We start from the raw sequence: 15,322 nt of genomic DNA, 5'->3' as shown, positions 1-15,322 counted from the left end.
CGCATGGATAAACAAACTCAGATAGAACTTGAAGCCGCTGCCTTTCGCCGACTGGTCGCTCATTTGGACCAGAACAAGGCCGTGCAGAACATCGACCTGATGAACCTGGCCGGGTTTTGTCGTAACTGCCTGGCCAAATGGTACGCTGCGGCGGCGCAAGAACGCGGCCACCAGATCGATAAGGAGGCGGCTCGAGAGTATATCTATGGCATGCCTTACGCCGATTGGAAAGCCTTACACCAGAGCCCGGCCTCAGACGAGGGCACAGCAACCCAGCCGTCAGATCGTGGCGGAGATCAAACATGACCGAGCAATGGGCCAAGAGCGTTAGTTATCGCGTCGCGCTCGATGATTTAACTGCACGGTTCATCCAACTTAAGCAGCAGGATCGAGTCGCGCGCAGTGAGTTGATGCCCAATATCGAATCGATAGACGGCTATCTTTTTGCCATCAACAGCGTGCCGGCCAAGGTGTCGCCCAGTGAATGGCTGAGTGATCTATTACCCCTGATTCAGATCACAGGGGAAGCGCCAGCGGCTGCGGTCAACCTATTGATTTCTTATCAGGTGCACAGTTTGGCGCGCATGGCGCAGCATCAATATGCACTACCAAGCGAGACCGACCCGCTTGCCGCGCTGAAACCGGCCAGCGCGCTCAACAGCTTCAGCCATGGCTTTGAAGTGGGTTATCGGCGGATCTCGACCATCTGGTCGGCCTCCATCCCGGAGGAATTGCGCACTGAATTGACGTCACAGGTCTTTGCCCTGAAGTTTTTTGCCAGTACCGAAAACGCTAAGCTCTATCTCTCGGCGCGCAAGTCGCCGATGCGGCCCGATCAATTAGCGGAACAGGTGCTGAATAATCTGCCTAAGGCTGCCGACCTGCACGTGCGCTTGGGCATGGCGTTGGACTCTGAACGCGGTACCGCTCACTAGGCCATGGCGCGGATCTGCGCCTAAAAACGTCGATAGACGCCCAGGCTGGCTCGGTATGAGGTCAGCTTGCCGGGGAACTTGAGTTCTTTCCAGAGCTGTTCGAGCGCGGCCGGGTCTTGATAGAGCAGCACGGCATCGACGGCATACTTCTCCATGACCCTGACCCAGCCAACCCCCATCTGAAAGCCGCCAAAGGGTTGCGAGCTATTATCTGGCAAGACAAAACGCCGACTGGCGTATCCGGCCTGGGCAAATAGGTGATTGCCCAAACGCGTTAAGCCACTACCAACCTTAATATTAAGATCCCAACCACTTAAGGCGAAGCCCTTATCACCGTTCAGGTGCATGGCATGGCCATAGTTGCCGCGCAGCGCAAACGCATCAAAGGTCCACTCACCGGCTAGCGCCGCGCCGGCAAAGATATTGCCCGGGCCGTTATCCCAGAGCCATTGGTCACCCGCAAGTTGGATACCGATTTGCAGTTGGCTTGGCTTGGCATCTGCCACCGCACCGTGACAGTGATCGTCACTCGATGGAGTATCCCGATGGCAATCATATTGATCCACCGCTCCTGGCGAGGCGAGGGCGGGGAGGGCTGCAAACAGTGCGAGCGCCACAACAGCAATCTTCATCGATTAGAGCATTCCCACAACTATCAAATATAAGGCTGGCTTAAAAACGCCACCCCAGTGCTAAACGTATATCGAAATGTACCACATCGGTGCGACTGCCGGTTTGTTTCGTTAAATAGTCTATTACGGCCGCCGGGTCGCGATAGGTGCCGATCAGATCGACACTGAGCGCCTTGGTATTCCTGCCTACGCCGGCGCCGATATAATAACCGGCCAAGGTGACATCATTAGTGCTATCCCCGCTGTCGGTGAGCTCGGCATTCGACCAGCCGGCGGTGGCGTACAGTTTAGAACCCAGGCGGCCGACGCCGGGACCCAACTTGAGTCCGGCTTCCCAGCCCTGTTGCGCAACGCTCTGGTCAAAATCGACGCTGGTGCCAGCGACACCACTGACCAAGGGCAGATAAAAATAGCTGCCGGTAAGCGCTAGCCAGCGATGAGTGTATTCGGCATTGAGTGCCGCCCCAGCAAAGACAAATAGCTCCTCGCCTCCGGTCGACCAGCCTTGCGCGCGGGTATCCAGGCCGAGCACCAAGCCGCCCAGCTTGGCCAGATCGGCGGGTCCATGACAATGGTACTGGCCGGTTAGGCCATGGTCGTGGCATTCATACTTATCGAGCACACCGACATCGGCGGATGTTTGGCTGGCCAACGTGGCAGCAGCCATTAGTGCGCAGCTCACGCTCATTGCATAATGCATCAGGACTCTCCTTGACTAAAGCTCTGGCACTCTGGCACAGCAACCCTGTCATTTAAATAAAGTACTTTAGTCAGTGTATCGCAGGCCTGTAGAATAGACTTTTGGACCAGGACCTTGCCCACACCCCCAAAAAGAGTCTAGACCACAGAAGCCGGCGCCACTATGCGCTAAGCTTAAGATGTAACTCGGCCGCCTTAGCAGGCGCCGCTGACCTAAGGAAGTTCATGCTCAATCTCACACTCTTGGCGGCCTTTGTCCCGACCTTTATGTTCGTATCCTTTACCCCGGGTATGTGCATGACCCTGGCCATGACCCTGGGTATTACCATTGGCGTCAAACGAACCCTATGGATGATGTTCGGTGAACTGATTGGCGTCGGTCTGATTGCCGCGGCCGCGGTGCTCGGCGTTGCCGCCCTACTCTTGGCTGCGCCCTGGGTGTTTACCACATTTCGTTGGTTGGGCGGAGCCTATCTGGTCTGGCTCGGGCTGCAGATGTGGCGCTCTAGAGGCAAGATGGCCATTCCGGAGGATTTGGCCGGCGCGGGCTCGGCCATCAGCCGCCGGGCGCTGTTCAGTCAGGGATTCATAACCGCCATTGCTAATCCCAAGGGTTGGGCCTTCTTTATGGTCCTGCTACCACCCTTTCTCGACCAATCCCTGGCCATGGCCCCGCAGCTGAGTGCGTTGATCGCGATCATCTTATTGATCGAACTGTGTGCCCTGCTGATCTATGCTTTGGGCGGGGCAACATTGAACCGGTTGCTGCAAAAATCGTCCAATGTCCGACTCTTGAATCGGATTGCCGGCACCCTGATGCTGGCCGTGGGGGTTTGGCTGGCCTTGGGTTAATAATGCCCTGGGCTGGAATTCGCCCTCGGTAATGCGCCCTATGGTGTATCCTTCAAAATCACTCCCCGGAGCCCTAAATCTATTATGGAACTATTTTCCTATCCCCTGGTCGCAGCTATTGTCGGCAATGTTTCCGCCCAGGCGACTAAGGGCCTGATCCAAGCCATTGCCAACAAGAGCATCAGCCCAGAGGTGATCTTCGCGTCCGGTGGCATGCCCAGCAGTCATTCCGCCACAGTCGCCGCCCTGGCCATCGCCATTGGCCTGCAGGATGGCTTCGGGTCTAGTCTGTTTGCCTTAGCCTTGGTCTTTACCGGTGTGGTGGCCTACGACGCCATGGGCGTGCGTTTGGCGGCGGGACGTCATGCCGCGGCGCTCAATATATTGGTCGATGAGTTTAAACAACTGCGCGAGCTGGCCCGAGGCGATCACCCGCAACGCACCAAATTGGTGATCCGCCGCTTTCATGAGCGCATTGGCCACAGCGTCAATGAGGTGGCCGCCGGTCTGGCCGTCGGCGCCTTGATAGCACTAGGCTTGGCCCAATTGGGCTAGGCCGTCCCAACGGTTATCGCCGATCAGATTGGTCAGGCGCACGCGCAAATGGTCGCGCACCATCTCGATACGTTTGGGCAGATCACCCTGATTGGACCAGAGCAACCAAAGTTGAGTCGGCTCGATCTGCCATTCCGGCAGGACCCGGAGTAGGCGTCCTTCAGCCAGAGCATCCTGGGCCACCGCGGTAAGCAGCCGTGCGATGCCCAGGCCCTGTTCCGCGGCGATGCGTTGTGCCTGAGAACTGGGCGAGTGCCAGCACGATTTAGGCGTCACCACCTGACGCTCATTCGCCCGGGTCAGCTCCCAGGTTTTTGGCGTGCCACTGATGGTACGCAGCTGTTCCAGGTCACTGGGGCTTTGCGCAAAGCCATACAGATTGACGAACTTCGGGCTGGCACAGAGCACATGGTGGATCTCGCCCAGATGGGCCGACGCCACCTGATGACCTGGGGCCTTACCGATGCGCAAGACCAGATCGACCGGATCTCGATTGAGGTCGATCAGACTGCTGGAATAGCTGATATGTACGGTGACCTCCGGGTGCTCGCTGACCACCTCCGCCAACGCCTTGGACAGGAAGGTTTCGCCAAAAACGCCGCCGACCGAATTGATGCGCACCGGTCCGGACAGTCGGGTGGACATCAGCTTGAGGCTTGCCTCGGCTTGCTCCAAGTGTTGCATGCCTTGGCGACAGCCGGTGCGGAATTGCTCGCCTTCCGGCGTCAGGGTCAAGGAGCGGGTGGTGCGGTGCATCAACATCACACCGAGGCGATCTTCCAAGCGGCTGATCAACTGACTGATGCGACTGCGCGACAAGCCTAAGTGCTCGGCGGCCTTGGTGAAACTGCCCAAATCTGCAATGGCCAAGAAGGCCTGAATTTCTGATAAGTGATCCATTGGTTAATCCTACTAATCAATTGGGTTAATAAATGGCTAATTATCTTTCATTCTAAACCAATTACACTCGCGCATCGAAAAGTATTAACGGAGCAAATTGATATGGTGAAGCAACGATCCTTAGGAAAAAGTGGTTTGATGACCTCTGAAATTGGTTTGGGCTGCTGGCAGCTCGGCGGCGATTGGGGGCCGGTATCCGCGGATCGGGGCCGCACCATTCTGAGCGCGGCCGATGCCGCCGGGGTGACCTTTTGGGACACCGCCGATGTTTACGGCGGCGGTGTCAGCGAGCAGCTGATCGGTGATTATGCCCAGGCCCATCCGAACGCCGATCGAGTTATCGTCACCAAGGCCGGTCGCACCGACGAACTCTATGGCCAAGGCTATACGCAGGACAAGCTGCGCGCGGCGATCGATGCCTCGCGCCGGCGTTTGCAGGTCGATACACTGGCCATGGTGCAATTACATTGCATTCCCTTTGCCGAATTGCAGCGCGGCGAGATCTTTCGCTGGCTCGAGGGCTTTAAACAGGAGGGCTTAATCGCCCATTACGGCGCGAGCGTGGAAACCATCGAGGAGGCTCTGTTCTGCCTGAACGAGACCGGTGTTGCTTCCCTCCAGTTGATTTTTAATCTGTTGCGTCAGGATATGGCCGAGCAGGTCTTACCGCTGGCCCAAGCCAAGGGCGTTGGCGTGATCGTCCGGCTCGGCTTGGCGAGCGGTCTGTTGGCCGGCAAGATGACCAAAGATCAGCGTTTTACGCCGCAGGATCACCGAACGTTCAATAGAGATGGCGCCGCTTTTCACGTCGGCGAAACCTTTTCCGGCTTGCCTTTTGAGCAGGCCATCGACCTAATCGAACAGTTACGCCCGATGGTGCCGGCGGGCCTAAACATGGCGCAACTGGCCTTGCGTTGGTTGCTCGACCACGCGGCGGTCAGTTCCGTAATTACTGGGGCCAGCTCGGCCGAGCAGATTGAGCGTAACGCCGAGGCATCCCAATTAGCGCCGCTGAGCGCCGATACCCACAAGGCCCTGGCCGACTTTTATCGCCTGCACGTGCGTGCGCACATCCGAGGCGTTATCTGATGTTACCCCTGCGCCGACTCGGCCAGACCGAGTTGCTGGTGTCTGAAGTGGGCTTCGGTGCCTGGCAATTGGGCAACGGTGATCAATGGGGCGGCATGACCGATGCACTGGCCCACAAACTGGTGCATCAGGCGATTGACCTGGGCTGTAACCTCTTCGATACGGCACCGAACTACGCCCTAAGCCATAGCGAACGGCTGCTTGGCGAGGCGCTGCAGGGTAAGCGCGACAAGGTGGTGATCGTGAGCAAGTTTGGTCACCAACCGGGCGGCGGGTTGGATTTCAGCGCCGATGGCTTTTGGCGCAGTCTGCACGGCTCCCTGGCCCGCCTGAAGACCGACTACCTGGATGTCTTCTTGGCCCATTCACCCCCGATGGACGTCCTTAATGGCCAGCATGAAATTTGGCCCGCGTTGCGCGAGGCCCAACAGCAGGGCAAAATCCGCCACTACGGTGCCAGTGTCGACTATGCCCATGAGGTGCGTGAAACGCTGCAAACCACCGATGCCCAGGTGCTGGAGCTGATGTTCAATGTATTGCATCAGGATGTCCGCCTGGCCTTCGATCTGGTGCGGCAACATGACATCGGCGTGATCACCAAGGTTCCGCTCGACAGCGGTTGGCTGAGCGGAAAATACCATGCCCAGAGTACCTTTGATGGGGTGCGCGCGCGCTGGGATGCGACCGAGGTGCGTCGGCGTGCGGCGTGCATCGATGATTTACAGTGGTTGGTCTCGGCCGATCGCAGCCTCGGTCAGCAAGCTCTCGCCTATTTGCTCAGCTATGCTGAGGTGACGGCGGTGATCCCCGGCATCCGTTCGAGCGAACAGTTACAGGCGAATTTTTCCAGTGCCGGCCTGAGCCTCAACGCCGTGCAACGATCAAAGCTGGAACAGTATTGGAATAGCCTCACCACCTCAGGCCAGCAGCTGCTACCCTGGTAACCTTTAGAATAGATGGGAGATACAATGGAATATCGTCGTTTAGGCAAGTCCGGACTGAAAGTAAGTGCCCTATCCCTGGGTTCCTGGGTGACCTTTGGCAAACAGGTCGATATGACCGATGCCACGGCGCTGCTGAAAACCGCTTATGATGCCGGCGTTAATTTTTTCGACAACGCCGAAGGCTATGAGGCCGGGCTATCGGAACAGATTATGGGTGAGGCCATTGCCGGCCTGGGCCTTGCGCGCGATACCTATGCCGTGTCGTCTAAGGTCTTTTGGGGCGGTGCCAAGCCGACCCAGATGGGCTTGAGTGCCAAGCACGTGCGCGATGCCTGCGACGCGGCATTGGTGCGCCTTAAGGTTGACTACCTGGATCTGTTTTTTTGCCACCGTCCCGATATCGACACGCCGATCGAAGAAACGGTTCGCGCCATGCACCAGTTGGTGCTGCAGGGCAAAATCATCTATTGGGGCACCTCTGAATGGTCTGCTCAGGCGATCACCGAGGCTCATGCCGTGGCCCGTCAATACAATTTGACCCCGCCGACCATGGAGCAACCGCAATACCACCTGTTGCATCGGGATAAGGTTGAGGCGGAATTTCGGCCCCTGTACGAAGATTACGGCATGGGTACGACCATCTGGTCACCGCTGGCCTCTGGTCTGCTGACCGGCAAGTACAGTGCCGGCATTCCCGATGACAGCCGGCTGGCCTTGCCCGGTTATGAGTGGCTGCGGGATCTCTGGAGCACTGCCGACGGTGCGCAGAAGATGGCGAAGATTCGCGCGCTCGGTGAATTGGCCGATAAGTTGGGCATAAGCCTGACCCATCTGTCACTGGCCTGGTGCCTGAAAAATCCGAACGTCAGCACCGTTATCCTCGGTGCGTCCAAATTGACGCAACTGGAGGATAACCTCAAAGCACTCGACTGCGTGCCGTTACTCACCCCCGAGGTGATGGCACAGATTGAAATCTGCGTCGATAATCGACCGCCTGCCGCCAAACCTTGGGGGCAATAAGTCAGCCTTGAGCCATGCATCACTGAAGAGTTTGATACTCGACGCCACGCGGTTGCGATTGATCCTCTTGTCGCTCGCAATGGGCTTGGCCGGCGCGGCCATTATGCCGGTGATGAGCACCCATTTGGCGGTAAACCTGCACATCGAGCCGATGTGGATCGGTGTCCTGTTTGCCGCCAATACCCTGTCCGGGGTCCTGGTGTCGCACTGGTTGGCCAAACAATCCGATGCCGGACTGAGCCGCATCGGTATTATTCGAGTCTGCGTCTCGATTTCCTTCGTGGCCTCCATCGGGCTGGGTTTGGCCGAACAATACTGGCTGCTGCTAATTACCGGGATGCTGATGTTTGGTGCGGTGTCGCCGGTGCAGCCGCAGCTCTTTGCGCTGGCGCGCGAGCAGGTTGGCGATGCCGATGCCACCCTGTTTCAGTCGCTCTTGCGCGCAACCTTCTCGCTCAGCTGGATTATCGGGCCACCGCTCGCCTACCTACTGTTCGCCCGGATTGGCTTCTTAGGCCTGACCCTGATCTGCGCGCTGATTTTCTTGCTTACCCGTCTGAATGTTGCCTCAATCCAAGACGCGCCGCTGCCCGCCGTGCGCACCGAGCCGCAGCCGACTGATAGTCGCCTGAAATGGATGATCCTGGCGATTGCCGCCACCTTTGCCTCGAACAATATGTATATCGTCTATATGCCGATTTACAGCTACGACAGCTTGCAACTGGCGGCCGTGGTGCCGGGCTTTCTGATGGGCGCCGCCGCCGGACTGGAAATCCCCATTATGATTGGCGCCGGCATTTTCGCCGGTCGTTGGCGCCTGTTTTCCCCGCTCAAACTGGCCGCTGGCTGTGGCCTGCTGTTCTATTTGGGGGTTTATTGGTCCGACAGTCTGGTCCCGCTGGTGCTGTTGCAGATCTTTAATGGCGCCTTTATCGGCGTGATGGCGGGCCTGGGTATCTCGGTATTTCAGGCCCTGATGCAGGGTCGGATGGGCATGGCATCGACCCTGTACAGTAACGCCATCAAGGTCGGCAGTCTGGTCGGCGCCCTGTTAGGCGGTGCCGTTGCCCAGTGGCTGAGTATTCAGGCGGTATTTGGCGTCTGCGCCCTGATGGCGCTGGTGGCCTTGCTGGCTCTGGTCAAGGCCTCCGCTGGCAACCGAAGCTAACGCCCAGGCGGATCCAGCGGGGCAAAACCCTTTGTGCCCGAGCAGGGCTTGGGCTATGATTTCGGCTAATTTGAAAACGTTACCAAATCATCTGCCGAGGCTCCCCCCATGACTAAAATCAGTGACCTGCTGCTCCAGAACGCTTGGCAGAATCCGACCCTGGTGCAGCACAATCGCCTGCCGGCCCACGCGCCGCTGGCCGGCTACCGCTCGACCGACCAAGCCCGAGCGCAAATCAGCTCGCAACGACGCCTGCTTAACGGTGATTGGTCCTTTGCCTACTTCGAACGGCCCGAGGCGGTGCCCGATACAATCGTGTTCGATGCCTATCCCTTTAGCGAAACGCAGACGGTGCCCTCCAATTGGCAACTGCAGGGCCACGATCGACCGATCTACACCAATGTGCAATATCCCTTCGCCGTGAATCCACCGACTGTGCCAGTGGACAATCCGACCGGTGTCTATCGGCGAAATTTTGACCTGTCCAGTACCGATCTCCAGAGCCAGTGTCGGATCATTTTCGATGGTGCCAACGCCATGCTCTATCTGTTTTGCAACGGTCATTACGTGGGTCTGAGCAAAGACAGCCGGCTGCCGGCCGAGTTTGACCTGTCCGCCTTTGTGGTCGAGGGCCACAATCAGATTACCGCCATGGTCTTGCGCTGGTGCGATGGCAGCTATCTGGAAGATCAGGATATGTGGTGGCTCAGTGGCCTGTTCCGCGACGTGTCCCTGCTGCTCAAGCCGGCGTTCGCCATTGCCGACTATTGTGTCCAGACCCACCTAGATGCCCTCTATCGCGATGCTGAACTGCGCATCGAAACGCGTATTTCGGGCACCTTGCCGGCCGCCCCGGCCCAGCTTCGGGCGCAACTGTTCGATGCCGATCATTGCATCGCCGATGAGCGGGTCAATCTGGGCAGCGCCGCCGTCGATGAGCATGGCGGCTATCCCGAATTAGCCCATCACTCGATAGCGCTGCTCAATCCGCGTAAATGGACCGATGAAACACCCAATCTCTATACCCTGGTATTGAGCCTTGAAGATAGCCAGGGCGAGGTACTCGATGTCGAACGCACTCAGGTCGGTTTTCGCACGGTGGAGATTCGCGGCGGGCAGTTGCGGGTCAACGGCCAGGCTTTGCTGATCCGTGGCGTAAACCGACACGAGCACCACCCAACCCGTGGCCATGCCGTGACGCGCGCCGATATGGAACAAGACGTGCGCCTGATGAAGCAATTCAACTTCAATGCCGTGCGCACCTCGCACTACCCCAATCATCCCGACTTCTATGCCCTATGCGACCAATACGGGCTCTATGTGGTCGATGAGGCGAACGTTGAAACACACGGCATGTGGCCCTGCTCTCGGCTATCGGAAGATCCGCTCTGGCTCAATGCCTATGTCGAACGGATGACCCGCTTGGTGCTGCGCGATCGCAATCACCCGTCGATTATTATCTGGTCACTCGGCAATGAATCGGGTGTCGGCAAGAACCATCATGTGATGTATCAGTGGACTCAGGCGATCGATCCGACCCGCCCGATCCAATATGAAGGCGGTGGGGCCGATTCGGCGGTGACCGATATTATTTGCCCGATGTATGCGCGCGTCGATACCGATATGGCGCATCCGGCGGTGCCCAAGTGGTCCATCAAAAAATGGCTCGGTCTGCCCGATGAACAGCGCCCACTGATTCTCTGTGAATACGCGCACGCCATGGGCAATAGCCTGGGTTCGTTCGATAAGTATTGGCAGGCCTTTCGCCAATACCCCCGCTTGCAGGGTGGTTTTATTTGGGACTGGGTCGATCAGGGCCTAACCCAAGTCGATGCTCAGGGCACCGAATTTTCGGCCTATGGTGGCGACTTCGGCGATGTCCCGAACGACCGACAATTCTGTATCAATGGTCTGATGTTCCCCGATCGAACGCCCCATCCAACAGCATTCGAAGCCAAATTCTGCCAACAGCATCTGCACTTTGAGCGGATACCGGGCGATGCCTTGGCGGTGCGAGTAAGCAGTGAGTTTCTCTTTCGCAGTACCGATAATGAGATCCTGAGTTGGCGCGTGCTGGAAGACGGCGTGGCGATCCTTGCCGGTCAGGCGCCGATAATGGTCCAAGCGGGGGGCAGCGAGCGTATTGAGCTCGCGACTGCCTTGCCGCCGGTTCGTCCCGGTTGCAACTACCAGTTGACGCTCGAAGTGCACCTCAAGGCGGCCACTGCCTGGGCCGAGGCGGCGCATCTGTTGGCCCAAGCCCAGATAGCCTTGCCGATGTCGATGGCACTGGCTCCGGCTGTGATCAGGCCCAGTGGTGCGCTCACGCTGGTACTAGGCGAGATCCACAGGGTGCAGTGTGGCGCGGCCGAATGGCAGTTCAATGCCCACACCGGCCTGTTGCTCAGTTGGCGTAAGGCCGACGGTGTCGAGCTGATCGCCCGCGCGCCGCTCGACAATTTTTGGCGCGCGCCGCTCGATAACGATATTGGCACCAGCGAAGCCCATAAGATGGACCCCAATGCCTGGATGAGTCGCTGGCAGGCCGCCGGACTGGATCGCCTGGCGCGCACCCTGGTGTCGATCGATACCGAGCAGCACGAGTCGAGGGTGGCTGTCTGCGTCAGTCAGCAGCATTGTGTCGATGGTAATGTGCTGCTTGCCTCCGTTTGGCGCTATAGCTTTTATGCCGACGGCAGCTGGGACTTGGCAATCTCGGTGCAGGTGGCGCCTGGCTTACCACCCTTGGCGCGGGTCGGTATTGAATTGGGCTTGAGAGACATTCAGAGTCGAGTCGATTGGGTCGGCCGTGGGCCGCACGAGAACTATCCCGATCGCAAACATTCGGCCCTGTTCGGTGCCTATTCGGCGCCGATCGATGATTTTTTTACCCCTTATGTGTTTCCGACCGAAAGCGGCCTGCGCTGCGATTGCCAGTCGGTCCAAGTTGCCGGGGTCGCGGTTGCCGGGGCCTTTCATCTGGGCGTCAGTCGGTACAGTCAGAGCACGGTGGCCTCGGCCAAACATACCCATGAGCTGCAGAAGGATAGCTGCCTGTATCTGCGGCTCGATGCCGAGCATATGGGCGTGGGTGGGGATGATTCCTGGAGCCCCAGTGTGCATCCAGAGTTTCTCTTGGCGCGCACCGCTTATCGCTACAGCCTGACCTTTCGCTGAGGCTTAACCGCTCCGTAAGTCGCTTAATTGGGCATTGAGTCGACCATTTTCATCGGCCGCCTGAGTCAGTTGGTCTTTGGTAATGCGCAGTTCTGCCCGTCGCTCTAATATCTGCTGGTGGGCAACTTTGATCGTTGCGTAATGGTCTTTAAGCTGGCGATTGACCGAGCGTGCCTTATTCAGGGCCACCTGCCTCTGCTTCAGTTTGTTTTCCAACGACAGGCGTCTGAACCGGCTGGAGTTGGCCTGCGCGCCTAATTGTTCGGACATCTTATGGGCATAATTGGCCTGCGTTTTCAGCGCATTGAGTTGTGCCGCCAACTTTGTCGCGACGCTCGGATCGGTATGGGTAATCCGCTCTTCAAGGTCTAAGGTCGCATTGAGAATGTTGAGCTGATGGGTGCGCAATGAGGCCGCGCTGAGATGATCCCGGTTGTCGGCAACAGGGTCTGCCTTTAGCGCTCCGCGCAACCCGGCCAGTAAGCTTTTTAACTGTTGGACCTGGCCTGCCAAGCTGCGGTTGGTTTGGTGATGCTGAGCCAACTGATAGACCACAAAAGCAGCCAGTCCGATAACCATGACCGCGAGATTAACCATCACTACAACTGGAACGCTTGTTGACACTATGCCGAATCCTAAATGCTTGATACGCACCTAAAAACGATAGCAGAGGATTTTCGTTAAGTCGAACCAGTCGGCCGTTGGCAGCATCCTTGCTACCGCGCTGTATCGGCGCCACGGGCACGCGCGGTAAGCTTGTCCAGTGGCGTCTTGCTAGTGGCCTTGCTGACAGATGGCCAGATACTGTCGTACGACGGTATTGATACCGAGCTCCAGACATTCAACCACCAAAGCATGGCCGATCGAAACTTCCTGAATACCGGGGATGGTAACGAAGCGCGGCAGATTGTCCAGATTGAGGTCGTGCCCGGCGTTCACACCCAGCCCCAGGCTGACGGCCAGAGCCGCAGCCTCGTGATATTGTTGGTAGATGTCCTGTCGGTTCGGCCGATTAAAGGTGTCGGCATAGGCCTCGGTGTAGAGTTCGATCCGATCCGCTTGGGATTGGGCCGCAAGCCTTACCTGTGCCAAATCCGGATCGAGGAAGATCGAAATCCGTGTGCCGCTGTTTTTCAGTCGACTGAGGATCGGTGCTAAGAAAGCACCCTGGGTGTGAAAGTCGAAACCGTGATCGGATGTCAGTTGGCCCGGTAAATCGGGCACCAGGGTAGTCTGGTCCGGCCGAACGGCCTCGATCAGCTGGAGAAAATCTTCCGACGGATAGCCTTCGATGTTCAGTTCAATCCCGTCCAATGGGCGAATCAGGTCACCCAGGTCATGAGCATCCTGACGGGTGATATGGCGTTCGTCCGGGCGTGGGTGAATGGTGATGCCCTTAACACCCAAGGTGATGAATTTTTTCGCAAATTCCACGACATTCGGCGCATCGTGCCCGCGGGCATTGCGCAACAGGGCAATTTTATTCAGGTTCACACTGAGTTCGGTCATGCTTTATCCTCAAAAAACTCGGTTGGTGGTATTGAAGCGCGCCAGTTTAGCCCGAAGCGCCGTCGGTGGGCGATTAATTTCGTCTTGGCCGATCGGCGCACGGCCGGCAAACCTTATATCTCAAGCCCAGCCTCATCTGCGGCGACCACGTCGGTTTCGCTCAGGGCCGCCTCGGTCCAACGTTGCACGGCAGGATGAGCGAGCAATTTGACCTGATAGGCACGTGCGGCCGGCGATAGCTCAATACCATAGGTCTCAAAGCGCAGCGCCACCGGGGCATAGAAACAGTCGGCGATGCCGAAGGTGTCAAATAACCAGTTATCGGGCCGATGATCGGACCAGATGGCATCGATGCGGGCGATGTCGGCTCTACATGCAGCACTGAGGTCAACCTTGCGTTTGGCGCGAATGTTCATCGGCAGCGCGGCGCGCAGGGCCGTAAAACCGGCATGCATTTCGCAGCAGATGGCGCGCGCCTTGGCTCGGTCTGGCGCGTTGCGCGGCCAGCCTTGACCTGCCAAGTGGACCTCGGAGACATATTCACAGATAGCCAGTGAGTCCCAGACCAGAACGTCGGCGTCGACCAAAACCGGTACCTTGCCCGCTGGCGAATGCGTCAGCAATCGGGCGCGCAGTCGGTCGGGCTGGAGCGACTCGTTCACTTCGTCGAAGGGCAGGTCAAAAGCGCTCAGCAATAGCCAGGGGCGCAAGGACCAGGTTGAATAGTTCTTATTACCGATAATGAGTTTTGTAGTCATAGGGCAATGCCTCGCCAGGAGTGTTCAATCAGCAGCTGTCGATCGTCGTACAGACGCGCGACAAATTGGCAACCTGCCATCACCCGACCGACGCCCATGGGCGTGCCCGTCATGAGGATGTCGTTGTCCTGTAGGCTCATAAAGCGGGTCAGTTCTGAGATTATAGTCTGCGGCGGGTACAGCATTAGACCCGGATCGCCCGCTTGGGTCAGTTTATCGTCGATATGCAGGGTAAAGGACAGTCTATTGATGTCATCTGGCAGGGCGACAAACGGACTGAAGGTGGCTGAGCCATCGAAGGCCTTGGCTCGCTCCCAGGGCAGACCCTGCTGTTTAAGCTGGTTTTGTAGGTCGCGCCGGGTCAAATCAAGCCCCAGCCCGATCCCCACCAGCGCGCCGTCACCGATCAGAAAACACAGCTCACATTCGTAATCCACCGGCCCACCAGCGTGCGCCAAGAGTCGATCGCTGATGGCGCTGCTGGGCTTATTAAAGACCACCATCGCCGAGGGTATTTCGTTGCCCAATTCGGCAATATGTCCCGCGTAGTTGCGGCCAATACAGACAATTTTACCGGGAAATATCGGGGTGTCTTTATAGATTACCGGGGTCATCGTAAATCCTCGATCGGGGTCATTTAGTCCAAAAACACAAAGCGGTCGGCACCATCAAAAAGCCGAACCTGAATGCCTTGAACCTGCTCAGGCGGGCACATTCGGGCGTTGATGCTGACTCGTGCCACGGCCGGATCGGCCTTGTCGGTGGTGCAATAGTGGGTCACGCAGCCACAGTCCGGGCAATGATGAAAGTCGATGCAGTGCTCGCCCCGACTATAGGTACGGGTGCTGCCGCGACGAACTGTGATCAGCACCTGGTCCGGGCGGAAGTGTGCCCAGCGGGCACCGTAGCGCACACAGATGGAGCAGTTACAGTCGGTGAGCAGCGTCGGCAAGAGATCGGTCGTAAAGCTGACGTTGGCGCAATGGCATTGGCCGTTTAACATGGTCTGATCTCCATTCGGTAGTCGCCCAGAGCGTTTAGGCACGGGCGCGTCGGTCGAGCCACCACTGGCCAAAAATAAGCA

17 protein-coding genes are annotated in these 15,322 nt (G+C 57.8%); 9 read left to right on the top strand and 8 right to left on the bottom strand.

Annotated features, from left to right (window positions below; genetic code table 11):
• Positions 1 to 3 precede the first annotated feature (3 nt).
• Positions 4 to 306, top strand: a complete 303-nt coding sequence (locus AC4FIC_RS00255; RefSeq protein ID WP_100258628.1) for a DUF1244 domain-containing protein — start codon at positions 4 to 6, stop codon at positions 304 to 306.
• Positions 303 to 935 carry a UPF0149 family protein gene (locus tag AC4FIC_RS00250; protein ID WP_100258627.1) on the top strand — a complete coding sequence of 211 codons (633 nt, stop codon included), beginning with the start codon at positions 303 to 305 and terminating at the stop codon, positions 933 to 935. The genes AC4FIC_RS00255 and AC4FIC_RS00250 overlap by 4 nt, the downstream gene beginning before the upstream one ends.
• A gap of 20 nt (positions 936 to 955) precedes the next feature.
• Here the strand turns inward: AC4FIC_RS00250 and AC4FIC_RS00245 are convergent, their stop codons facing one another.
• Both AC4FIC_RS00245 and AC4FIC_RS00240 read right to left on the bottom strand, forming a co-directional pair.
• Positions 956 to 1,567 (bottom strand): hypothetical protein, encoded by a 612-nt coding sequence (locus tag AC4FIC_RS00245; RefSeq protein ID WP_100258626.1) that lies wholly within the window; start codon positions 1,565 to 1,567, stop codon positions 956 to 958.
• 40 nt (positions 1,568 to 1,607) lie between these two features.
• A complete protein-coding gene (locus tag AC4FIC_RS00240) occupies positions 1,608 to 2,267 on the bottom strand; it encodes a hypothetical protein (protein ID WP_100258625.1) in 660 nt (219 codons plus the stop codon).
• A 224-nt stretch (positions 2,268 to 2,491) separates the two neighbouring features.
• Between AC4FIC_RS00240 and AC4FIC_RS00235 the strand changes: the two genes are divergently transcribed.
• Both AC4FIC_RS00235 and AC4FIC_RS00230 read left to right on the top strand, forming a co-directional pair.
• A complete protein-coding gene (locus AC4FIC_RS00235; protein WP_100258624.1) occupies positions 2,492 to 3,118 on the top strand; it encodes a LysE family translocator in 627 nt (208 codons plus the stop codon).
• A gap of 84 nt (positions 3,119 to 3,202) precedes the next feature.
• The gene (locus AC4FIC_RS00230; protein WP_100258623.1) at positions 3,203 to 3,673 is read left to right on the top strand and encodes a divergent PAP2 family protein; all 471 of its coding nucleotides are present in this window, start codon (positions 3,203 to 3,205) and stop codon (positions 3,671 to 3,673) included.
• On the opposite strand, the gene AC4FIC_RS00225 is transcribed toward AC4FIC_RS00230, so the two are convergent.
• The gene (locus AC4FIC_RS00225) at positions 3,650 to 4,573 is read right to left on the bottom strand and encodes a LysR family transcriptional regulator (RefSeq protein WP_100258622.1); all 924 of its coding nucleotides are present in this window, start codon (positions 4,571 to 4,573) and stop codon (positions 3,650 to 3,652) included. The two genes, AC4FIC_RS00230 and AC4FIC_RS00225, sit on opposite strands and share 24 nt — an antisense overlap.
• A 102-nt stretch (positions 4,574 to 4,675) precedes the next feature.
• Here AC4FIC_RS00225 and AC4FIC_RS00220 point away from each other — a divergent pair, with 102 nt between their 5' ends.
• From AC4FIC_RS00220 to AC4FIC_RS00200, 5 genes are all read left to right on the top strand, one after another.
• Positions 4,676 to 5,662 carry an aldo/keto reductase gene (locus AC4FIC_RS00220; protein WP_476194851.1) on the top strand — a complete coding sequence of 329 codons (987 nt, stop codon included), beginning with the start codon at positions 4,676 to 4,678 and terminating at the stop codon, positions 5,660 to 5,662.
• Positions 5,662 to 6,606, top strand: coding sequence for an aldo/keto reductase (locus tag AC4FIC_RS00215; RefSeq protein WP_476194850.1), 945 nt, complete (start codon positions 5,662 to 5,664; stop codon positions 6,604 to 6,606). The genes AC4FIC_RS00220 and AC4FIC_RS00215 overlap by 1 nt, the downstream gene beginning before the upstream one ends.
• Before the next feature lie 24 nt (positions 6,607 to 6,630).
• Positions 6,631 to 7,626, top strand: a complete 996-nt coding sequence (locus tag AC4FIC_RS00210; protein WP_100258620.1) for a potassium channel beta subunit family protein — start codon at positions 6,631 to 6,633, stop codon at positions 7,624 to 7,626.
• 7 nt (positions 7,627 to 7,633) lie between these two features.
• Positions 7,634 to 8,794 (top strand): sugar efflux transporter, encoded by a 1,161-nt coding sequence (locus tag AC4FIC_RS00205; protein WP_145980322.1) that lies wholly within the window; start codon positions 7,634 to 7,636, stop codon positions 8,792 to 8,794.
• 108 nt (positions 8,795 to 8,902) lie between these two features.
• Positions 8,903 to 11,971, top strand: coding sequence for a beta-galactosidase (locus AC4FIC_RS00200; RefSeq protein ID WP_273285104.1), 3,069 nt, complete (start codon positions 8,903 to 8,905; stop codon positions 11,969 to 11,971).
• Positions 11,972 to 11,974: 3 nt separating this feature from the next.
• Here AC4FIC_RS00200 and AC4FIC_RS00195 read toward each other — a convergent pair whose 3' ends face one another.
• The 5 genes from AC4FIC_RS00195 to AC4FIC_RS00175 all read right to left on the bottom strand — a co-directional run.
• Positions 11,975 to 12,595, bottom strand: coding sequence for a hypothetical protein (locus tag AC4FIC_RS00195; RefSeq protein ID WP_145980321.1), 621 nt, complete (start codon positions 12,593 to 12,595; stop codon positions 11,975 to 11,977).
• Between the two features lie 150 nt (positions 12,596 to 12,745).
• Positions 12,746 to 13,480 carry a pyridoxine 5'-phosphate synthase gene (locus AC4FIC_RS00190; RefSeq protein WP_273285105.1) on the bottom strand — a complete coding sequence of 245 codons (735 nt, stop codon included), beginning with the start codon at positions 13,478 to 13,480 and terminating at the stop codon, positions 12,746 to 12,748.
• Positions 13,481 to 13,593: 113 nt separating this feature from the next.
• Positions 13,594 to 14,238: a glutathione S-transferase family protein gene (locus tag AC4FIC_RS00185; RefSeq protein WP_100258615.1), complete on the bottom strand. Its 645-nt coding sequence runs from the start codon at positions 14,236 to 14,238 to the stop codon at positions 13,594 to 13,596.
• Entirely contained in the window at positions 14,235 to 14,852 is a 618-nt protein-coding gene (locus tag AC4FIC_RS00180; RefSeq protein WP_476194342.1) for a fumarylacetoacetate hydrolase family protein, read from the bottom strand. The genes AC4FIC_RS00185 and AC4FIC_RS00180 overlap by 4 nt, the downstream gene beginning before the upstream one ends.
• Before the next feature lie 23 nt (positions 14,853 to 14,875).
• Positions 14,876 to 15,322, bottom strand: a 447-nt coding sequence (locus AC4FIC_RS00175) for a GFA family protein (RefSeq protein WP_476194849.1), incomplete at its 5' end; no start/stop codon positions are given.

The organism is Reinekea sp. (genome assembly GCF_982785585.1).
Note: the sequence above shows the minus strand (reverse complement) of the source record. Positions and strands in the feature narration are given on the sequence as shown.